This window comes from Bacillus seohaeanensis, from assembly GCF_042684945.1.
GTDB lineage: Bacteria > Bacillota > Bacilli > Bacillales > Bacillaceae_B > Rossellomorea > Rossellomorea seohaeanensis.
Map to the genome: position 1 here is coordinate 897,915 of NZ_JBHUMF010000031.1, position 22,064 is coordinate 919,978.

Genomic DNA, 22,064 nt, shown 5'->3' on the forward strand with positions numbered 1-22,064 from the left:
ATTCAATCTGCATCACTTCCTTTAGACATTTCTCTATTTTATTTTCCTGTAAAGTTCGGTTTTCTTTTTTCAAGAAAAGCATGAACCCCTTCTTTGGCATCCTCACTAACAAACATCTCTGCAAATAATTCCATTTCATAACGAAGTCCCTCTGCTAATGGAAGATTGCTTCCATGCTGAATGGTTTTCTTAATATTTTGGAGGGCCACCTTTGGTTTTTGCTCCAGTTTTTTTGCCCAGTTCATTGCCACTTCATCCACCGTCCCGGCCGCTACCACTTCGTTTACAAGTCCGTATTGCTTCGCTTCCTCGGCATTGATTGGAGTTCCAAACATAATCATTTCCATCGCTTTTGATTTTCCTACTAATCTCGGAAGACGCTGCGTTCCCCCTGCTCCAGGGAAAATTCCTAAATTTATCTCCGGCAGCCCCATTTTGGTGGTATCATCACAAATTCTAAAATCACATGCAAGTGCTAGTTCTAAACCTCCCCCTAGCACATGCCCTTTCATCGCTGCAATGACCGGGATCGATAACTGGTTTAACAACTCAAAAGCTTTATGAAACCCAGCCGTTAACGATATATCCTTTTTCCCAAGCCTAGACACAAACTGAGTGATATCGGCACCTGCGGAAAATGCTTTCTCTCCTACTCCCTTAACAACTAACACATGGACTTCTTTGTTCCGATATACGGCTTCTAAAAAGGTAATCATTTTTTCAAAGATTGCCGGATTCAGAGGGTTATAGGGTGGTCTATTAATCTCTATCATGGCTATTTTTCCTTCAATGCTACATAAGAGAACATCTTCCACTACTTTTCTACCTCCCTAGCTATAAGAATAAAATCCTTGTCCTGTTTTCCTTCCTAAATCCCCAGCTTCTACCATCTTTTTCAATAATGGGCAAGGGCGGTACTTTGGATCATTAAACCCTTCATACAATGCTTCCATAGCCCATAGTGCCGTATCGATTCCAGCCATATCGATTGTTTTTAAAGGTCCCATGGTATGTCCGTAGCCGTCAATAAAACCTTGATCGATTTCTTCAGGAGTACCGACACCCTCCATCACCGCAAAACAAGCTTCATTGACCATTGGCAACCAAATACGATTCATGAGAAAGCCTGGGAAATCTTTTTCAGCAGTGATCATCCTTTTTCCTAATTTCTCTCCCACTTCCCTTGCAAATTCATACGTTTGCGTAGAGGTTTTATAGCCTTTGACAAGTTCAAGTAACGGCATCATCGGAACTGGACTAAAGAAATGCATCCCAATTACCTTTTCCGGCCTTGATGTAACGCTAGCAATTTTTGTAATGGATAATGAAGAAGTATTGGTGGCAAGTAAACAATCGTCTTTCGCTAATTGGTCAAGTTTTTTGAACGTTTCCTTTTTTAGTTCTACCCTTTCCGGTACAGCTTCAATGATGACATCTGCTTGCGAAACAGATTCCCAATTGGAAGAATAGGCAAGGTTCGCCAATACGCCTTCATGGTCTTGAATCAAATTCTTTTGAGCAAATTTGTGAACAGAATCTGTAATTCTTTTTTTAGCTTTTTTAAGCGATTCTTCGGATACATCAATAATAGTTACTTTCATGCCAGCTTGGGCAGCAACTTGCCCAATGCCGGAACCCATTAATCCCCCGCCAATCACTGTTACGTTCATTTTTCCCCAGCTCCTTTTTTATAACATCTCATAAAATAGCCACACGTTATTAGCTCATTGCTTCAGCCAGCAATTGCTTAGCAATAATGATTCTTTGAATTTGATTTGTTCCCTCATAGATTTGTGTAATTTTCGCATCGCGCATCATTCTTTCTACCGGGTAATCTTTTACATAACCATAACCACCAAGTAACTGGACGGCATTTGTTGTGACTTCCATCGCCGTATCTGACGCAAAGCATTTGGCCATTGACGAGTTGGCTATGACGGTAGGGTCCTTTTTATCCAGCATCATTGCTGCCTTTAAAACTAGTAATCTAGATGCCTCAATTTTCATTGCCATATCCGCGAGCGTGGATTGGACCATCTGAAAATGATGCAAAGGCTTGTTAAATTGTTTTCTCTCCATTACATAGTTTAGACAATGCTCATAAGCTCCTTTCGCAATTCCAGTGGCTTGAGCACCAACTACAGGCCTTGTTTCATTAAAAACATTCATTAAGACTTTAAAGCCTTCTCCTTCTTCACCAATTCTATTTTCTATCGGTACGATCACGTTTTCTAAAAACACTTCCCTGGTAACGGACCCTCTGATTCCCATTTTTTCTTCTTTCTTCCCGAATGTCAGACCCGGGGTGCCTTTCTCGACAATGATTAAGGAAACCCCTTCCGTGCGGCTTTCAGAAGTTCTTGCTACAAATACATAGATTTCTGATTCCCCCGCATTCGTGATGAATACTTTATGGCCATTTAAACGATACGTGTCCCCTTCCCGAACGGCTGTTGTTTTTACACTTGAAACATCAGACCCTGCCCCGGGTTCCGTTATTCCAAAGGATCCGAGCACTTGACCTGTTGCAAGTGGTGGAACATATTTTTTCTTTTGAGATTCTGTCCCCGCAATCAAGAATGGAGCCAAGGTTAAAGCTTGTGTCGACAAGGATACAGATGTGGATGCGCATGCTGAGGCAATCTCCTCCACAACAGCGACATGGCTAACCATATCCGACCCTACTCCTCCATATTCTTCAGGAACATGGATTCCAAAAAAGCCATTTTCAGCTAAGACGTTTAAACTTTCCCAAGGAGTTTCCCCCTTTTCATCGACCTCTTTGGCACGTGGTGCAATTACCTCTTTGGCAATCTTCCTAGCGACACTTTGAATCATATTATGTTGTTCTGTAAGCAGCATCACTGTCCCTCCGTTTCATTCATTCTTAAAAATAGGATTTCTATTTTCTAAAAAAGCCCCCATCCCTTCCACTGAGTCAGGGTAATCAAATAATAATGAAAACGCATATATTTCTTGTTCTACATTCTCCTGATAATTTACTGGCCAATGCTTTCTATTAATAAGCTTTTTTGCTGTGGCAATTGCTAATTTACTTTTCATAGCTAAAGTATTTGCCAAAGAAATCGCGTTTTCTAAAGGGTCTTCAACGATATCACTAACGATTTTAAATTCAAGTGCTTTTATTGCCGAAATCATTTCTCCAGTAAAAATCATTTTGCTAGCATTTGATTTTCCTACGATTTCCGTTATTCTTGAAATTCCTCCGCCACCTGGAATGATTCCAAAATTCACCTCTGGAAGACCAAACATCGCATTCTCCCCAGCAAGGCGAATATCACAAACAAGCGCTAATTCCAACCCTCCTCCGAGACAATATCCGTTAATAGCAGCTATATATGGTTTTGCTGAATGAACCACAAGCTTTTGAAGCGCTTTCATTTTTTCGGCGCTTTCATATGCCTCTGAAACGGATATACCGGTTAGCTCTTTAATTTCTGCACCTGCTATAAAGGTTTCTTCATCCCCAGTAAGAATAATGCAGGCTACTTCTTTATCTTCGTTTAGTTTTTCGAAAGCTTTGATCAGTTCTTGCACTAAATTGGCATGAAGAAATTTACGCGATTGCTTATGGTTCATTTTTACAATTGCTACATTCTTATCTGTTACTGTTATAGAAAGGTGCTTATATGCTTTCATTTTCCCTCCTCCACCCCTTTAATGTTTCTATACAATAACTATGCAATTCCCATGCCAAGCTTTAAAAGTTTAATTAAGCAGGGTTTTCAACGCACCTCCAATAAAATTGGTGATAAAATTCACCATTTTACAAAGAAAAAATTCACCACCCTTTGTTTATAAATAAAAACCGGTGAAAATTATCACCAGTTTTTTAGATTCCTAACTTTTTAATTTTCTTTACAAGCGTAGAATGGTCTACCTTCAAATACTTTGCTGCCTCACGAATCGACCTGTAACGGTTCAAGGCGAGTTTTATCATCTTTCTTTCTGACCTTTCCCTTAATTGCTTTAATGGGATAATTTCGTCTTCTATTTCCGTGGTGTTCTCTTTTATCATTTCCTTTGGTAAGTCAAATAATCTAATTTCCTCCGTTTCCGAAAGGATGACTAATTGTTCCATCGTGTTTTCTAATTGACGGACATTACCAGGCCAAGAGTATTCGCATAAGACACGTTTAGCATCGTCTGAAATATGTTTGTTTGTGGAGTACTTTACATTGTATTTGCTTAAAAAATGTTGACTCAATGGAGGGATATCTTCTTTCCTATCTCTTAATGGAGGAATTTTGATTGGAATAACATTTAACCTATAATATAAATCTTCTCTAAATTTACCTTGTTCCACTAGCTTCTTTAGGTCTCGGTTCGTAGCGGCTAAAAAGCGAATATCAAGCTTTTTGGTACTTGTTCCTCCAACCCTAGTGATCTCTTTCGTTTGGATGACTCTAAGTAGCTTGACTTGTAGATGCAAAGGCATTTCACCAATTTCGTCTAAAAGAACCGTGCCGCCATTGGCCACCTCCAATAATCCTGGTTTTGCCGTTACCGCTCCTGTAAACGCTCCCTTTTCGTAACCAAAAAGTTCCGCCTCCATTAATGACTCGGGAATGGCACCACAATTAATCTGGATATATGGCTCATTATTTCGATTACTTATTTTATGAATCGTTTTCGAAATCACTTCTTTGCCAACTCCTGACTCCCCTATAATAAGCAGGATGGCTTCTGTTTTAGCAACCTTGGCAACCTTTTCTTTTAAGGCCTTGGTCTTGTAAGAGCTCCCAATCCAATCCTCTGTTTTTAATAATTGGGCACGTAGCTGTTGTAGCTCAGAATAATTAATATTTAGTTGATTATGGTGTTCTTTATGTAATCCATTTAACGATGATAATTCACGATAATTGGAAACGTAGCATATAATTTCGCCGGAATTGTTAAAAACCGGTTTACTCGTTATAAATATTTCAACGCCAGTACATAATTTCTGTGAAATCGTTAATGGATCCTTTTTTAAGACCTTCATCGATTGACTAATAATGATCCCTGCTTCTTCCATTTCCTTCGCTGTTTTCCCGACTATTTCATCGTTTGAAATTCCCGATATGGTTTCTACTGCTTGGTTAGCATAAAAAATCCGACCTGATGGATCTGCTAATAAAAAACCTTCATAGGATTGTTTCACTGCTTCGAGTAGAAACTCTTGTTTCGCCAGTGATACCGATAAAGAGCTCATCTTTCCACATCCTTCCGATAGCTTACGTTTTAATAACTTCCCCTATCACTATATAAATCGGTATGATTTTTTATAAAAACCTTAGCTGTTTTTCAAACCCATCTTACATCCTTCTCTAAGTACACATAGCTTTTACTACTAAATTCGTACTATCGCTCTATTAATATATATTCTAACTCTTTTAATAAGATGAAAATATTCGTTGGTTATTTGGATGGACTAGTATTTTTATCCACCTAAGATGACTTAAATAATCATCAGACATAAAAATGCTCCTGCTGTAGCCTTTCTGTTAATTTTAATAGACATTTAGGGTAAATGGAAGGTTTTATATTTTAACTTTTCTTTATATTCATAATTTTAAGTTAACACTTCTCTTTCTAGCACATAAAAAGTGCCTGACACTTACTGAAATATTGTCGAAGTCGACAAAATCCAGCAAATACCAGGCACTTCCTACTAGCGATAGCGTATTATCCTAAACTATTATCTTTTATCTCATCAATAAGTTCTTTAGAAAATATAATTCGTACATCAAGGGTAGCAGCTTGTGGCTCACTTGTATGTGGGTTAATTACTATAAGGAATATTAACAGAGCCTATAGGGGCAGGCCCTTTATAAGGAAAAATTTCACATGTGTTCACATAGAAAAAACAAACATACCACCCCACTGTACTATCTTAACTATACTACTATCAACATTCCTTTACTCAAAACTATCAAGCAATGCACGCACTTCATCTGTTGATTCTGTCGTCATCAATTGATTTCTTAATTCACTCGCCCCTCGAAATCCTCGGACATATATCTTAAAAAAGCGGCGAAGAGGTCGGAATGGACGCTCGTCTAGTTTTGCATATTGGTCAAAGAGGTCTAGATGTAACCTTAAGAGGTCAAGCAATTCCTTACTGCTATGCTCTTTAGGCTCTTTTTCAAAGGCGAATGGATTTGTAAAAATACCACGCCCAATCATAACTCCATCAACACCATATTTTTGAACGAGTTCCAAGCCAGTTTGACGGTCAGGAATATCGCCATTAATCGTCAAAAGGGTATCTGGTGCCACTTCATCACGAAGTTTCTTAATCTCTGGAATCAGTTCCCAGTGCGCATCCACATTACTCATTTCCTTTTTTGTACGCAGATGAATAGAAAGATTGGCGATGTCTTGTTTCAATACATGTGTAAGCCAGTCGCGCCATTCGTCTACATCCGTGTAACCAAGCCTTGTCTTCACACTTACAGGCAATCCGCCTGCTTTTGCCGCTTGTATTAGCTCTGCTGCAACTTCTGGACGACGGATAAGACCGCATCCCTTCCCTTTTGGTGCTACATTAGGTGCAGGGCAGCCCATATTGATATCTATACCGCGAAAACCTTCTTTCGCCATTCCAATACTCATTTGTCGGAAATATTCGGGTTTATCTCCCCATATATGAGCCACCATTGGTTGTTCGTCTTCTGTAAAAGTCAAACGCCCACGCACACTTTGGTTCCCCTCTGGATGACAATAACTTTCCGTGTTTGCAAACTCTGTAAAAAACACATCAGGTCTAGCTGCTTCGCTTACTACATGACGGAAAACAACATTCGTCACATCTTCCATTGGTGCCAATATAAAAAACGGTCGTGGTAAATCACGCCAAAAATTATCTGTCATGTTCAAATCCTCTCTCTCTCACTATGGGACATCAGAACAAACCCTGATGTTCCCCAAAAATAAAAAGGCAGAGATGTCCCTGCTCCTATTACACTTATACCATGCTTAAGCACTTTTTATCAAACTATAGAAAATTTTGACCATTATAAAAAATAGAAAGGAAATAGAGTAGAAGGGAGTATGTGATAAAAATGGTTAAAGCCCCCGCTTCTCTTTCCCTTTGATGAAGCGGGGGCTTTCTAAAAATGATGAGGTTTTGGGCTAAGGGGTCTCACACCCAATCAACCCTAACTTCGACAAATTCTGGGGTGTCACGTCCGCAAAATCTTCTCCATCGCTTTTCCTTTTGCTAACTCATCGATCAGCTTATCCAAATAGCGAATTTCCTGCATAATTGGTTCTTCAATGTCTTCCACTCGGATACCGCAGATTACACCTTTGATCAAAGCCCGCGAAGGATTCAATTGGGGAGCTTCCGCAAAGAAAGTCTCAAAGTCTGTCTGTTTTTCCAGTTGCGCTTCTAACTCTTCCTGACTATACCCTGTCAACCAACGAATGATTTCATCGACTTCTGTTTTCGTACGTCCTTTTTTCTCTGCCTTCGTAACATAGTGGGGATAGACTTTTGCGACACTCATGGTATAAATCTTATGTTTTGTCATGATATTTTCTCCCTTCTATAGTTTTCTTTATTATAGCACGTTGGAAGCGAAGGGACGGTTCTTCCGCTTCATTAAAGAGAATTCTCCTACTTCATTGAAGTGAAAGAATCGTCCCTTTCCTTCAAATAAGATTATTCGGGTTGGGTCAGGCACGTGTTTTCAATGAGGAGACGCCTGCCATTTTAATAGTAATCGAATTCAAACTTGAGAAATTTATAGCAAGTGGTAATTCAATAGCTGACATGTCTGGAAGGGGGTTCAATAAATTATTGAACCCCCTTCCTTCACCTCATTACTAAAAGAAGCGGTAGAACCGTCCCTTTCCTTAAGCGTAAAATTGATGTGGAACTAGTCTTCGGATTTTTGAAGGCTCATTTGCGTTTCACTCGAATGTCCGTGAGGGGCAAAGAGAAAGTAAAAAATGAATGCGAAAGGAACAACAGATCATGAAAAGAATCCAACAAAAAAGGTTCTGATCATCAAAGTACGATGGATCAGAACCTTTTTTTGTTATTTTTGGCTAGTTTTTGTCCCAGCCCCTTTTTGCTATTTTTTGATTTTGTAGATAAGGAAACGCTTATTGTCATGTGGCAATCAACGGCTTCTGTTGTTTTATCTCTTGTATGGATAAATGCATACTATAATTCCCATATTCTAGAAGTTTATCAAGAAAAAGATTCAGTTGATCATGGGATTTAACTTTTAATTTTAAATGGTAACAACCTTCTCCCGATACTCGATGAGCCTCAACTACCTCCTTTCGCTCATTCATAAATCGTATAAACGAATCATGATGGTTTGCTGTTTTCATATAAATAATGATAAACGCTGTAAAAGAATAACCTAATTTCATTTCATCAACTATTAGGGAGAAGGCTGTAATCACACCACTTTCCTCAAGTTTTTTTATACGAACCCCTACCGCTTGCCCTGTCATATGAATTTGTTCACCTAGGTCTTTCCACTGAATACGTGAATTTTCGGATAGTAACTGAAGAATCTGAAAATCAATGTTATCAAGTTCCATCATAAATTCCTTTCACCATGAAATAATTTAATACAAAAGTGTTTCATCAAAGTATCGATAGAAATAACAATATTATTTATCATTATATTGTAACAAAATTTTATGAATGAGGTGGATAAAATGAGCACAGCTTTAATCATTGTCGATATTCAAAACGACTATTTTCCAAACGGAAAGATGGAGTTAAGTAATCCTGATAAAGCAGCTGCTAATGCTGCTAAAATTCTTGATTGGTTTAGAAAAAATAACAAAGATAATGTTTTCCATGTTCAGCATATCGCAAGTAGTCCAGAGTTAGGATTCTTTCTTCCAGATACAGAGGGAGTTGAAATAAATGAAACTGTTCTACCATTAGAACGCGAAAACATTGTCGTGAAAAATTTCCCTAACAGCTTTTTGAAGACTGATTTAGAAAGCAAGTTAAGAGCAAATGGTGTAACCAAGGTAGTGATTGTTGGCATGATGACGCATATGTGTATCGATGCAACCGTTAGGGCCGCAGTGGATTTAGGTTTTGAAACTACACTAATTGAAGATGCATGTGCGACAAGGGAATTACCCTACCAAGATCAGGTTGTACCAGCTGAACAGGTTCATAATGCGTTTGTCAGTGCACTAGGAAGTATGTACTGCGGTGTGAGTTCGACTGAGGATTTCCTGCAACAAAGGGCTAACACATCCTTGTAGAATCAATGTAAGTTGGAGTTTACTTAAAAACAAGCTCCTTTTTTACTGATGTTAGACTTGTTATCTAAGTTACTCCTTCGAGTTTCCTGTAAATGTGCAATTAACCGTCTGTTTTGAGACGGTTAATTGCCTTTTTCCTCTTTTTTATTGAGGAGTATAGTTTTCATATTCGTTTTAAATTGATTGCAAATATCGCTGTGGCTCCTAAAAAAAGGTCCACTGCCACTTACCAAAATATGTCCAAGTCAACAAAAGCCGGCAAGTGACAGCACATACCAATTAAATATGGGATATTATTGGACGCATCTATTTCTTCGTTGACATAAAAAATTACTGTACCTACGTCTACAATACTATTCGGAAGAGTTTATTAGATACAAATGCTCAAATTCAGTGGCTACGAAGTTTATTAACCCTAGGAAATAATATGTAGGCTATATAAAAAACCTCACAAACATTGTTTTATCAACATTTGCAAGGTTTCTACCTTTAATAAAACGAACTAGTTTTTAATTTAAAAATTGGGATCAGTTCCTCCGAAAGTCCGGCCCTTTAAGCAGCTTGTCAAAACTATTTCGTTTACCATCACTCTATGCTATAGCCCACAAAAATTTATATTCTAAAACAATTCCATCTGCTTCACTTCACCTAATCTTTCTAGCCTCTGTGGTTCGTGGTCTTGGAAATAAGCATGGTGCAGCCATTTCTCTTTTGTCATAACTTTCTTACTCGAGTCTTGTGATGATCTTAGACGGCAACTATAGATAATCGGGAAGTAATCCCGCAAAAATTTCCCTTCCGCATGTGCAGTAAGGGCAATGATTTGAAAGCCTAGTTGTTCCGCAACGAAAAATACTGGGCTTAATACATGATCACTAGATGCTTTCCCGAATGGATTATCTAAAATAACTGCTCGATGCCGTTTCATATCCGACTGTAAATGCTGTTTTTTCTCAGCTACATAATTTAAGATACCTAAGAAAAGCGTCATATTTTTACTCCACTTTTCTCCTCCAGACCAAACATTACTTTGTTCCCAGGAGAAAGATTTCGATGTTACTTTATTATCATTAGTTACTTTTCGGCAATTTACCTTCATTACTTCATTATTCATGACGATTTGCAATAATGATTTGGTTTGAAGCCACATCTCAACATCTTTTCTAACTTTTCCTTCATCCTGCACTCCTTGATCATTAATAAAGCGCTCGGACTCTAACTGTTGTAAAATCCATTCGATGTGATCTCTAATTCTTGTTTTCCCTACATCTTCATCCCACTCAGGAATGGAAAAAGTAAAGATTTGTTTCCAATCATCGAGTACTTTTACTTTTGTCTTATTAGGAATCTGTTTTAATTCATCCACAATATTGGTTAAATGCGTATGAATTTGATTAATAAACAGTTGTAAATCCTCATCACTTTTCCTTATATGCTCATGGGCATATTTGGAGATTCGATCAATACTTGTAAACATATTATTCTTAAAAGCTAGTACATCTTGATAGGTATGTTTATGCTCCACCCCATTAATCGCCATTTGTTGGAGTTTAACATCGGAAATCTCTTTTCTACAAAAATCACGAACATGAACTTTTGCTTGTTCTACCTGGTTTGCTTCTTGGACTACCTCTTGTTTAGCCTTTTTCATTTCCTCCATAACAGCTCGTACATACTTTTTGCGCTGATAATTAAAATCTAGCTTTTGTTCATCCGTTAATAGAATTTCCTGTAGATCAGGTGCATTAAAATGATGGCTCTCGATATATCGTTCCAGCTCGCGTTCTGCCTCTACGATACTATCTAACTGCTTAGTCATTCGATCATGTTGTTGGTCAATAAATACTTTTCTTTCTGCCAGTTTCTCCTGTTCCTTCCGTAGAGCATCAGCAACATCATCTAAGGATTGTTCAAATGCTATCAGCCCTTGGTATGGAAAATCTTTCTTAAACTGCTCTATTTTTGTTTTATATTTCCCTTTTTGTTGTTCTTTTTCGGATAATACATTTTCAACTTCCTTATTAATGGCTTTCAATTCATTGGTTAAACCTTGTACTTTCCTCCATAAGCTTTCCATCCACTGATGTCCATCATTCGGAAATGTCTGGTCTTCATCTAGGTCACTCTGTTGCATACGAACCTCATCTAATTGAGAATTCAACTTATTCATCGCTTGCGTGGCTGCCTCTTGTTTAGCAATCCATTCCCCTTGCGTAACAGTTATTTTATCCATTTTTCTATTTAAATCATGAATCTTGCTTTTTAAGCTTTGCTTACTTTCGCCAGAATAAATAGGTTCCAGTGATTCCACTTTTACATAATCATCTTCACGCTTCACGATTTTCAACTCAATGTTCAAGTCAGCGATACGTTGCTGTAATTCATCTTTTTCATAAGCAAAATCCTGCAATTTTATCTCTTGTTTTGACTGTTCCTTTTCTAGTTGTTGCAAACGGACAAACACACTTTCTTTTTTCTCGTTCTCAACATCTACTTCTTTCTTATAGGAAAGATAACCTAGCCCACGCTCTATCTTCGCTTGTAACCCTTGCATTTCATTGGTATGATTCTCTACTTTACTTCTACTAGACTCCGCATTCAAATATGCTTCTTTCATCTTTGCTTTTTCTTCATTTATTTGAATAGCTACTTCTTCTAACCGATTTCTCAACTTCGATCGTTCTGAACTTAAACTCGAATAGGATTCATATGGATATTTTTCTAAAAACTGTTTAAATGCTTTCCATCCATCTTCCCAAGCCGTTAGTTCTTTTTCTTTCTGTTCTCGATTTTCCGTTATTTCTTGAGCATCCGCTTCTATCTGTTGTTTCCATTTATTAAAGTGTTCTGTTTCAAGATTCCTCTTCCAATGCTGCGGTGCAACCCAATCCTGGCTCTGGATTTCATCCACTCGAAGGGCTTCTTCTGTTGTCAAAACGGTGATTGGAAACTGTAAGCGTTCAGATATGTGGTTCACCTTATCCAACAGTTGCTGCTTAGATTTATTCGTCGTAACAAGTGTTAATGGCCAGAGGGGAAAATTCATCTTCTTGTTTCGTTCCACGTCATCTAAGTTTTGTAAATATTCAACACCTGTTACTACATAGTCAAGCTGATTTTTCCATGAAGCTAACTGTTCTTCTAGAAAAGGATCACCAAAGAATAAATCTTGATTACCATAATCATCTACAAAGCGATAAGCAAGACGTTCCCTAAATAAGAGGTTGTTCCTTTCTTTTTTCAGCTTTTCCATTTGTTCGAGCATTCTTGTTTCAATCGTTTGTTGTGTAGAGTAGATATCCTCTATACTGGCCCATCGCGGGTGCAAGATTGCTAAACGAGTTATGACATTCCCTTGAGCATCATGTAACTCATTTAATTGAAAGGACACGTCATTCTTTTTCGCCTCTATTTCTGATTGTTCGTCTAACAGTTTCTCCTTTTGCTCTTCTGCACCCTGAATCTGCTCCTTCAATTGCTTCACTTTCTGATTCAAACGCACAATTTCCTGATCAAGATGATTACTTCGCTCTTGCCACTTCTTTAATTCGCTAGAGACCTGTTCTTGTTGCGGATTAGCAAGAAGCTGTTGTTTAAGCTTTTCCATATCATCTGTTCTTGCTTTAATCATTGCCTGAATCGCAGAAAGCTGTCGCTTCACTTCGACTATGTTTTCAGCCAATTCGGTCTTACTACTTGTTAATTGTTCCATTTGGTCCAAAATCGGATTCAGTTGATACGTAAGTCCTTGCTTTTCTTTTTCTATTTTCTCGATTTCTTCTAGATAGCTTCCTAATAAGGATTGTTTTGCTTTCTCTAGTGCCTCTTGTAAATCGACTAATTCCTCGTCTTTTTCTAAATCGGCAAGCTTTTCTTTAGCAAGCGTTAGCTTATCTTGCTCTTCTTTTAACTCTAATTTATGTTTAGCAAATTTTAACGAATAAAATTTCTTCTGATGATTATTTCGTTCTTCTTCCTTACCTAACTGATTAGCATATTTATTATTATATGCTATTTCCTTTTCAACCAATTTTGCTTTCTCTACCGCAATTTCATAAGAAGCTGTTTTAGTCTTATGCTTTTCATGATTCTTTTCCCATTCCTTCATCAATCGAGAACTTTCTGCTAGTTCATCAGTCATTTGCTGCTTTTGAGAAAGGGTTAAGTTCCATACCCCTTTTGCTTGTTGTTTGGCTTTCCGATATGCCTGTTGCTTATGATGAAGCTTTTCAAAGGTCATTACATAGTACTCTAGCTTTTCTTGAATCCTTTTATTTTCATCAATTGTTTCTTTTAATTTTTTATAATTCTTGAAGCTTTGGTGCTGCTTTTCAAACATATCAGCAAACATCGCTTTATCATGTCCGACAATCGAATCTTCCACAGTAGGAATTAATAGTCGGTCAAACAACTGATTCGTACTCTTACAGTCATCAAAAAAGGACTCAACACCACCCTCTGTGCTATTAATTTTCACAATACTTTCCCATTCACTAGAGATAATATGGTATTGCTTTTCAATAAAGGCTTTGTATTCCTTAATCGTGTCAAACGTATGAGCAAAAAAGGAAGACTTCTCTTTCATGCCACTATAGTAATCTTGCATTTCCCCTCTCTCAGCTGGACGTTTCCCCTCTTTTCCATCTCTCACAAATGGAATGCCTTCAATCCCATTCGGATCACCTGCATCATATTCGTATACGTAACGTAATGAGTCTAATCCATGCTTTGTTAAAAAAAGGGTAACAACTGTCACGACATAGCGCCTAGGATATTCATGGTCGATCCACTCAATGGCAATATGTGCTGGAGCATTTTCTAATAACAAGGTATTTTTTATTTTTCGATCAGCTAAATCAACATGAGGCAGAACTGCTTGTAAGGCCGTTTGAATCAAAACGGTTTTTCCCCCTCCATTTTCTAAAAGAATGCCTCCATTGTGACCATCAAATAAAAACAATTCGTCATTATAACGTTTATTTCCCTCCTCATACACAACGTTTGTTAACCGGATTTTACTAATCGATGGCATGTTCCTGCCCCCCTTTAAAACCATAAATAAATTCAAATATCCCTTTGTTATACTCAATCTCCATAAAGAAGCGTTGAATGATGGTCTTTGCCTTCTCCGTAATGGTTATCTCATCATTACCGATTTCATGAATTAATTCCTGATCAACTAGGAATTTTTTCACTGTATTGATAAAACTTAATCGACTAATTGTATTGCCGGCCTGTTTTTTTGCGGTTTCCTTAATATCATCCATATCATCCCACTTCTCAATAATTAGGCCCCAATTATAGGAAAACTCTTTTTCAAGCTCCTTCAGCTCTTCTACGTCATGGGCTTTCAGTTGTTCCATTCTATCTTGGATCGATGTTACCCATTCATCTAAACGAAGAAACTGTCTTGTAGGTGCTTGACTGTGGTAGGAATCATAGAACGTTCCAAATAAGATAATACTCGCAAAATATAATAAATAAATATCACCATTAGTAGCTCCTGATCGCAAATAGTTTCGCTTAATCCAATCATTACTAACATGAAAAGGAGACAGCCTCGTCTCAGGAACCAGAAACATCCGCTCACTCGTCGTAACAATTACACAATCTACCTCGCGACCGAAGGCTTCTAATAAACCACGAATAGCATCATCAGCTCGGTATTGTTGAACAGCTTCGAAATCTGCGACTCCATCACGAGCAAGTTTTGTATATATTTGAAAAGCTTTCATCACTTTTTGTTCAGGATATTGCATTATCTTCCCCCTCCAAACGGATTTTCATCTCTTGAATGGAATAGCGCTTCACACGATTAATTATTCCCTCTGCTTCAGTGATAGTTAAGGTACGATCACCAAGCAAACGAAGCGCATCACCTAATAATGTTTTCCCTTCCTCTTCCTCCTCTAGTTTACCTTGAATAATTGGGGAACGTTGATGAAGAATCATCCAAAAGTCATAAAAGTACCGCTTTTCATAAATCATCGATTGCCCTACTTCTTCCAAGTAATCCATAAAACTAGATAATGTATCGACTTCTACCGTTTCAACCGCATCGAGATAGTAATGCATGATTAATTTATATTGTTGCATTAGCTCTTTCCAATACGGGTCATCCTTATCTCCATGACCTACTTCAATAAAGCCTTGCTGTTTATTCGTCTCACGTTCTTCGGTTATGTTTTGTTCTGCGAAGAGGGTTAACGGCGACCATCCCTTATTCTCTTCCACTTTCAAGAACGGGTGAAGTACCCCGACCATTGACTCGAGTGGTAAAGGATTAGAAACAATAGGAGAAACAAGGTCTTGATCAAAGTTAAACGCCTGAATCCCTGTATAGTAAAGAGATTCCTGTGCGGTAACTAGTGTAGTATTCTTTAAAGATAGCGTTTGTTCAAGTAATCTAGAATGCTCATAGTGTACCGATTCCAGTTCACTAGTAATTTGAAGAACAAGTTGATAGGTTTTTACCTCTTTCTTGTGTACATCCTTTGAAAAAAGCCGTTCTCGTGTTTCTTTGACAAATTGACGGAGCTCTTTAAACTCTTCATCTTCTCGTGTCAATCTTCCATAGATATCTTCTAACAACTGTTTGTACCTTTCAAAAGTTTCTTCTGACACGATACTACGCTGAATTTCATGCTTAAGCTTAATCATTCGTTCCTGCAAATTTTCCACGTCAATACGCATTTCATTGATTTGTCTAAGCGCCCCTTTAAACTCTCCTTTATCTAATTGCTTGCGAAGCATCAATTGATTAATAGATAATTGAAATTCACTATAAAACTCCTTTGTAGCAAAAACGAGCTCAAGTCCATCTTCATCAAGCGTATAATATTGTGTATTTGTCTTCATATCAAAATCATTCGCTTTTAAAATGGAATATTCTATTTGCTCATCTACAAAAAACTCCCAGTTATAGAAAGAATAGCTACGCTTTCTCCCGGTTGTCGGTCGAAATGTCTGAATTATCGTTCGTGCTAACCGCACATAATCCGGAGTGTCCAACTTATATTGTCCGTCTGTTAACTGCTGTAAAAACGTTGCTAATTCTTTTACACCAGTCTTATAATGACGCATTAATTTCTGTTCAAAAAAGAATAACAATGTCAACAAGCCAAGTCCCTTCATATCAACAGAAGTCTTGGCTTGATCCACTTCCCGTTTACGGTCCAAATCAAATAAAGGGTCAAAGAGAGCAAGTCTACGCATTCTTTCCCGATAACCGCTCGTTATATCCTGTAAATCTAACTTGTCCAATTTGACTCCCTCCAAATCCTTTGCAACTCTCTTGTTTTTAATACCTCTTGAGGATAATAGTAACCATTCTTCAGTAATGAATAAATTTGGTGTTGTTGCTCTAATTTGAAGAACGATAAAAAGGCATCCTGTGCTTCTTTATTTTCCCTCTGATACTCTTTCCCTGTTGCAACTTCTTTTTCTAGACACGCCATATAAAAAGGTAAAGCTAGTCTAATAGGTTGCTTGTTATACAAGGAATACCAAATCGATATCCCTTCTTTATCTAAATCACCAAAATAATAAAATTCGTGGTCAGCTTCTACTGGATATTGCAAGGGGAATTGTTCAATACTTTTGATGACAGCTTTCCCAGCTCCATAAATTAAAGTAGCAAACATAGTTTCTGGTAGAGCTGGAAGCAACCCTTGATATGTTGCCTTGTTTTCGACAATGAGATGATTTTGTTTGGAATCATTCACTTTATTGGAATTAATCGCAAACATAAGTGGCTCAGAAACAGGAATAATGTTCAATCTATTAAAAAGACCTACTCTTTCCAGTAGTTCTTTCCCCCCTTTTTCCGTAATCCACTTCTCATCTCCTACTATTTCAAAGCTTCGTTCAGGTGCTGGCACCGACTCTGTTGGAAGGCCTTCTGATTTTATGTAGTGATCTAGTTTTATGATGTACTCGAGATTCTTTTGCCAAACAGACGGATCCTGATTATAAAAATAGTCGATATTAATGAGTGGGTGTAAACTCATTCGATATTGCTGCAGTTGTCTATGATGGTTTTTAGCCAAGTAACTTTTGTTAATACGGTATTGAAAAGCTAATGACGGTACTCTAGATGTCCTGCCTTTAGACTTGACCATATCTAAAATACCTTCATTCTCCATTTGTAAAACTGCTTCAGCGAAATCCTCATATGTATGTAATAGTTGATTCATTAAGTCTTCTAGTTCAGCCAAGCGTATTGTTTTCCTACCGAACCCGGCCAGTTGCCTTTTAACAGATTCCAATCGACACACACCCCTAAATATTTACAATGATTATATGAATATTGTACTAGATTATAGTTGAAATCGCAGTAAGATTAGTATCACTTTCAGGAAATAGTTATTGGAAGGAGAACTACTTGAGGATTTAATAATACTACAGAAGTTATGAGGCTGGGACATAACTAAAATACTATACCCTAAAGACAAACAATGTCAGGTTAAATTTATTAATCGCTGTTAAACACCGCTGTTGATTTTCGTGTCAAGACTTCGCTTTCCGCGGGCAGTCGGTGAACCTCCTACTAATTGTTTTGTCATAACAATCCCCCTCCTTTATTTCTATTAAAATGGTAACACATTTTAAAGGACGTTTTTAGTTTGCCAAACTCTGCTTTAATAAAAGTAAGAATGTCCTAATCTGCGAAATAGCCATCTTCTATACTAAAACCCTTTATTAAATTTTTACTATTTTTCTCTCTGTTACCTCATGAAACACTTAACTGTTATTACTAGTTTAAATGGAAAGTTTGTGTATTACGCTTATTCCATTACTTTCTTCTTAATAGAACTAAAGTCATTGAGAAGCGAAGGGACGGTTCTTCCGCTTCATTAAAGAGAATTCTCCTACTTCATTGAAGTGAAAGAATCGTTCCTTTCCTTCAAATAAGATTATTCGGGTTGGGTCAGGCACGTGTTTTCAATGAGGAAACGCCTGCCATTTTAATAGTAATTGAATTTAAACTTGAGGAATTTATAGCAAATGGTAATTCAATAGCTGACATGTCTGGAAGGGGGTTCAGTAAATTATTGAACCCCTTTCCTTCACCTCATTACTAAAAGAAGCGGTAGAACCGTCCCCAATGATTCAATTTCCTGTAAATATGCACTTCTTTATTGACAATTGTATTTCAACAGATTAAACTAACAATTAAATAAAGTTCATAATTTCGTTAAGCGAAGAAATTACATAAAATATTCATCTTACTTTCACTTACAATGATACCTCAATATTAAAATTTACAAAAGGAGCTTTTGAATGAAACGTTTTTTACTTTTAACAAAGACAGGAAATGAGAAATGGCCATTAAAGCTATTCAGCACGGATGATAAGGATGCTGCTCCATTAGAAAGCTTGGCTGATGTGAAAAACGCAATAAAAGAAACAGGCCGACTGTACTACCTCAATACAAACAAAAAATCCGATACCAAACAGTTCATCTATCGATCTCAAATCTCTCATGTTTATGGACCTTATGACATACCAGGGAAAAAGTCATTAACGCTTGATCAGGTCATGTCCCTTAATGAAGCAGTATCGAGATGGAAGAATATTAGAAATGTGGATACGATTCGAAAGGCCATTACGGCAAACCGTTTTCACGAATGGGAAGTACGAAAATCAGAATCGATTTGGCTAATCACTTATGGGGCAATGATGCGATTATTTGGACCAGAGGATCATACCCAAACACCCGATGAACAAATCCTTCAAGTACAAAAACCGGTTTTTGAAAATTATGAAGCTATTACAAAAGGAAAATTTCACTGGGAAGATGTCTTAGATAAGGAAGAAGGGGAAGAATCAGATGGAAAATAAGCCGAAATGGACAAATGAAGATTTTCATGTAGACGATTCAATAGAAGATATGCCCATTACAGAGGAAGATGTGTATGGAGATTGGGAGCCTTCCGAAGAGACGCTTGAAATGAACAGAAAACTGTCTGAAGAAGCAAAATGGTCCGTTTGGAATGACTAATGATAAAAATACGGGATGAAATAAAGGGAAGCCTCCATCCGTCGGGGGCTTTCTCCCCCACTGGTGGTTAGTTGAACCTATCGGACGAGTGACTGCCCATTAATACGAGATAAATGGAAAGGAGTAAACCAATATGACAAGAGATGAGAAATACTGGTTCTGGCATTGTTTTTTAAGATCCTCCTCTACTGGTTTAATTGCTATTATTTTATTCTACATAGGAATCCGAGAAAAAGCTCTGGGACCACCAGGCAGAGGCTGGATTGTGTTTATCGTAATTGGAGGATTAATGGGAATGTGGATTTTCTTCCGGTTCTTCTCCGTTAGATCGATGAAGCATCTTGTGAACAAGGTATACAATGGGCAAATGACATATGAAAATCTTTTTTCTTATGAAGTTAGTAAGCAACGATTGAGTAAAGTTTCCCTTTTTACCATAATCAGTACCATTTTATTTGTTTTAATTAATTTTTCCGTTTACCTCTCTCCATATCCAATTATTGCGGTGATATTAATTCTCGCACAAGCAGCAGGCGCACTTCTATTGAGCTACCAACGCTCTTCCAACAAACTTCAATTGTCCAGGACAGCTGGAGCCATCGAACAGCTACGATTTGAAAAACAGTTCTTGCATGAATGATGAAAGCGAGATGAAGAAAATTGAAATCGTTTCTTTGGGTATTATTTGCACTAACGAGCATTTCAGGCGGGTTGCTATTATCTGCTATTTTACTGGACCTATTTGTCTTTAAAGAAGGGGTGTTTACGCTCCGGCAATACATAGAATGCTTTCTCTTATTAATCCTCGGTGTCTTTTTAAAAATGGTTATTATTCCGCATTATCGTAATAAAAAATAAGGGATAAAGAAAGGAAAGGTGTTAAGTAAAAATGGAAAAAATGACAGAACAAGAAAAAGTGAAGCAGTCAAGCGTTATACGATTTATCGTAGGAGTAACTCTTATGGCTATTCTTTTGTGTATCTCCCTCGTTTATTTTTTTGATGATTTATCTGTAATGGCGAAAATTATCGCTTGGGTTATAGGAAGTTTCTTTTTTTCCTTTCTTTGGTCTTTAGATATATGGAGTGACGCTGAGGATAAACTGCAAAAAGCAAAAGAAATAGACGAGTTTAACGCCAAACCGACTCAGCGGATCAAACGAATTTTGGAAGAAAAAATGGATGTTTGTAAGTCCATTATGGATAACCTGGCAAATAAACACCTCAAAGAATTTCTCTTAAAATATGAAAACTCTTCATTTCTAGCTGATGTTGATAATGAACCAAGCGAAATAAAGATGACTAATGAGGAAATGTATGTTTTTTTACAAAAACAAGCCGATTTTTTACAAACAATGGATGATGAACTGATCAATAGGGTTGACCAAAAAGCCCAAAATCTTGCCAAACGGATAAAAAAGAAAAAGGTGAATTTTGTTTTGATGGAGCCTTTTCGCCAAGCATTTGCGAAAGTAGGAGTAACCCCCAATGCAATCGAATCAATATCAGGAAAAACCGATGAATTCCTTGATATGATTGACGAAGCGAAGGACTATACCCGAAGAAAATTAGGCATTATCGGAGCAGGTGTAGAAGGCGAGAAACGAGTAGAAGAAGAATTGGCCATGTATGATTATTTATTTCGCTCTTTTATGAATATCCGTCTAGAAATCAATGGACAGTCGGTAGAAACAGATTGCCTCGTTATTTCTAAAAAAGGCGTTTTCTCCATCGAAGTAAAAAATTACGCACAACATGGAAACTATGAGCTTCATTTAACAAAAGACGGGCAATGGCGCAAAATCTTTAGAAATGGAAGAACAGAACCATTGGACAAAAATATTACACAACAACTTAACCGCCATATCGCTTTAAAACAAAAATTTGTTCATGATGAACGAACAAAACGACACGGGGAACAAATCGACTTTATTCCATTCCATCCAATCATTGTGCTCGCTAACGATACTGTCTACATGGAGAATGAAACCAATATGCCCGTTATCCGGACCTCTCAGATTTATCATCATATGATGGACTATCCAGATATATTAACGGATGAACAAGTAAAAGAAATTTCGGAAATTATCGAAAAACATATGCTTCCAGCTAAGGAGTATCCGGTAATGAATTATACGGATAGTTTGGAAGAAACCCTTCAAAAGTTTATCGATTTGGACAAAGCATTGGATGCTATTCAAGAAAGCCTTCATACTTATACGAAGCAAATTGTTCATGAATTGCTGGAGTTTGAGGAGAATGTATCGGCTAGTGCGTGATGAAAGGAATAGGATTATTCTTAAAACATGGCGCTGCCTTCATTTTTTTCTAACTTACCCTCCCTGTTGAGAATTGATTTTTAAGGAGTTAGGGTTCGTGCAAAATCTATGAAGAATACTAAAGGAGAAGGATTGCTATTATGATCCCCTCTCCTTTTTTGTTTAGTGTAAATTCTTTGTAGAACAAGATTTTAGGCACCTAAAACTTTTGAATCAAAAAAGATAATCCTTACTCAATATAGATTATCTTTTACAAGCTGCTTAGGCTTTTTAATACCCTTTATAGGGAGTACACTATTTTTCTATTATGCCCCTTCATATTCCTTAACTACAAAATATTGTACGTTTGATTTGACTAGAACTAAATCTTCCGTTAATGCTAAAACGGGGCTATCTCCTTCAGCTTCAAACTGATTTTTAATGGAGTCCCTAGCTCGAATAAGAGATGTTTCTTCAATTAAATGTCCTATTTCTCCGTTGACTAAATAAAAGGTTACTTCGTATTGTTTTTTCATTTATTATAGCCTCCCT

The 22,064-nt window shown here is 37.4% G+C and carries 18 protein-coding genes; 5 read left to right on the plus strand and 13 right to left on the minus strand.

The genetic code is table 11. From position 1 onward, the window contains the following. Positions 1-38 precede the first annotated feature (38 nt). From ACFSUL_RS17690 to ACFSUL_RS17725, 8 genes are all read right to left on the minus strand, one after another. On the minus strand, positions 39-815 hold the full coding sequence (locus ACFSUL_RS17690) for an enoyl-CoA hydratase/isomerase family protein (RefSeq protein WP_377937219.1): 777 nt from the start codon (positions 813-815) through the stop codon (positions 39-41). A 15-nt stretch (positions 816-830) separates the two neighbouring features. Beyond that, positions 831-1,670, minus strand: coding sequence for a 3-hydroxyacyl-CoA dehydrogenase family protein (locus ACFSUL_RS17695; protein ID WP_377937220.1), 840 nt, complete (start codon positions 1,668-1,670; stop codon positions 831-833). A gap of 49 nt (positions 1,671-1,719) precedes the next feature. Beyond that, positions 1,720-2,862 (minus strand): acyl-CoA dehydrogenase family protein, encoded by a 1,143-nt coding sequence (locus tag ACFSUL_RS17700; protein ID WP_377937221.1) that lies wholly within the window; start codon positions 2,860-2,862, stop codon positions 1,720-1,722. Positions 2,863-2,877: 15 nt separating this feature from the next. Continuing rightward, positions 2,878-3,660 (minus strand): enoyl-CoA hydratase/isomerase family protein, encoded by a 783-nt coding sequence (locus ACFSUL_RS17705; protein ID WP_377937222.1) that lies wholly within the window; start codon positions 3,658-3,660, stop codon positions 2,878-2,880. Between the two features lie 193 nt (positions 3,661-3,853). Further along, entirely contained in the window at positions 3,854-5,215 is a 1,362-nt protein-coding gene (locus tag ACFSUL_RS17710; RefSeq protein ID WP_377937223.1) for a sigma-54 interaction domain-containing protein, read from the minus strand. Positions 5,216-5,922: 707 nt separating this feature from the next. Beyond that, the gene (locus ACFSUL_RS17715; RefSeq protein WP_377937224.1) at positions 5,923-6,876 is read right to left on the minus strand and encodes a tRNA dihydrouridine synthase; all 954 of its coding nucleotides are present in this window, start codon (positions 6,874-6,876) and stop codon (positions 5,923-5,925) included. Positions 6,877-7,187: 311 nt separating this feature from the next. Continuing rightward, positions 7,188-7,538 carry a DUF2200 domain-containing protein gene (locus ACFSUL_RS17720; protein WP_377937225.1) on the minus strand — a complete coding sequence of 117 codons (351 nt, stop codon included), beginning with the start codon at positions 7,536-7,538 and terminating at the stop codon, positions 7,188-7,190. A 583-nt stretch (positions 7,539-8,121) separates the two neighbouring features. Next, the gene (locus ACFSUL_RS17725; RefSeq protein ID WP_377937761.1) at positions 8,122-8,565 is read right to left on the minus strand and encodes an Lrp/AsnC family transcriptional regulator; all 444 of its coding nucleotides are present in this window, start codon (positions 8,563-8,565) and stop codon (positions 8,122-8,124) included. 120 nt (positions 8,566-8,685) lie between these two features. Here ACFSUL_RS17725 and ACFSUL_RS17730 point away from each other — a divergent pair, with 120 nt between their 5' ends. Continuing rightward, positions 8,686-9,252 carry a cysteine hydrolase family protein gene (locus tag ACFSUL_RS17730; protein WP_377937226.1) on the plus strand — a complete coding sequence of 189 codons (567 nt, stop codon included), beginning with the start codon at positions 8,686-8,688 and terminating at the stop codon, positions 9,250-9,252. A gap of 619 nt (positions 9,253-9,871) precedes the next feature. Here ACFSUL_RS17730 and ACFSUL_RS17735 read toward each other — a convergent pair. Genes ACFSUL_RS17735 through ACFSUL_RS17750 form a run of 4 tightly spaced genes read right to left on the minus strand, consistent with a single transcriptional unit; the run spans position 9,872 to position 17,519 of the window. Next, positions 9,872-14,284 carry a hypothetical protein gene (locus ACFSUL_RS17735; protein WP_377937227.1) on the minus strand — a complete coding sequence of 1,471 codons (4,413 nt, stop codon included), beginning with the start codon at positions 14,282-14,284 and terminating at the stop codon, positions 9,872-9,874. Next, on the minus strand, positions 14,271-15,011 hold the full coding sequence (locus ACFSUL_RS17740) for a DUF6063 family protein (protein ID WP_377937228.1): 741 nt from the start codon (positions 15,009-15,011) through the stop codon (positions 14,271-14,273). The genes ACFSUL_RS17735 and ACFSUL_RS17740 overlap by 14 nt, the downstream gene beginning before the upstream one ends. Continuing rightward, entirely contained in the window at positions 14,998-16,515 is a 1,518-nt protein-coding gene (locus tag ACFSUL_RS17745) for a replicative DNA helicase (protein ID WP_377937229.1), read from the minus strand. Before ACFSUL_RS17745 ends, ACFSUL_RS17740 begins: the two co-directional genes overlap by 14 nt. Then, positions 16,503-17,519: a Wadjet anti-phage system protein JetD domain-containing protein gene (locus ACFSUL_RS17750; RefSeq protein WP_377937230.1), complete on the minus strand. Its 1,017-nt coding sequence runs from the start codon at positions 17,517-17,519 to the stop codon at positions 16,503-16,505. Before ACFSUL_RS17750 ends, ACFSUL_RS17745 begins: the two co-directional genes overlap by 13 nt. A 1,015-nt stretch (positions 17,520-18,534) precedes the next feature. Between ACFSUL_RS17750 and ACFSUL_RS17755 the strand changes: the two genes are divergently transcribed. The 4 genes from ACFSUL_RS17755 (at position 18,535) to ACFSUL_RS17770 (ending at position 21,533) form a co-directional block, all read left to right on the plus strand. Then, positions 18,535-19,095 (plus strand): helix-turn-helix domain-containing protein, encoded by a 561-nt coding sequence (locus ACFSUL_RS17755; protein WP_377937231.1) that lies wholly within the window; start codon positions 18,535-18,537, stop codon positions 19,093-19,095. After that, the gene (locus ACFSUL_RS17760; protein WP_377937232.1) at positions 19,085-19,255 is read left to right on the plus strand and encodes a hypothetical protein; all 171 of its coding nucleotides are present in this window, start codon (positions 19,085-19,087) and stop codon (positions 19,253-19,255) included. Before ACFSUL_RS17755 ends, ACFSUL_RS17760 begins: the two co-directional genes overlap by 11 nt. A 133-nt stretch (positions 19,256-19,388) precedes the next feature. Continuing rightward, positions 19,389-19,895, plus strand: coding sequence for a hypothetical protein (locus ACFSUL_RS17765; protein WP_377937233.1), 507 nt, complete (start codon positions 19,389-19,391; stop codon positions 19,893-19,895). A 249-nt stretch (positions 19,896-20,144) separates the two neighbouring features. Then, on the plus strand, positions 20,145-21,533 hold the full coding sequence (locus ACFSUL_RS17770) for a nuclease-related domain-containing protein (RefSeq protein ID WP_377937234.1): 1,389 nt from the start codon (positions 20,145-20,147) through the stop codon (positions 21,531-21,533). Between the two features lie 305 nt (positions 21,534-21,838). On the opposite strand, the gene ACFSUL_RS17775 is transcribed toward ACFSUL_RS17770, so the two are convergent. Then, positions 21,839-22,048 carry a hypothetical protein gene (locus tag ACFSUL_RS17775; protein ID WP_377937235.1) on the minus strand — a complete coding sequence of 70 codons (210 nt, stop codon included), beginning with the start codon at positions 22,046-22,048 and terminating at the stop codon, positions 21,839-21,841. Positions 22,049-22,064 lie beyond the last annotated feature (16 nt).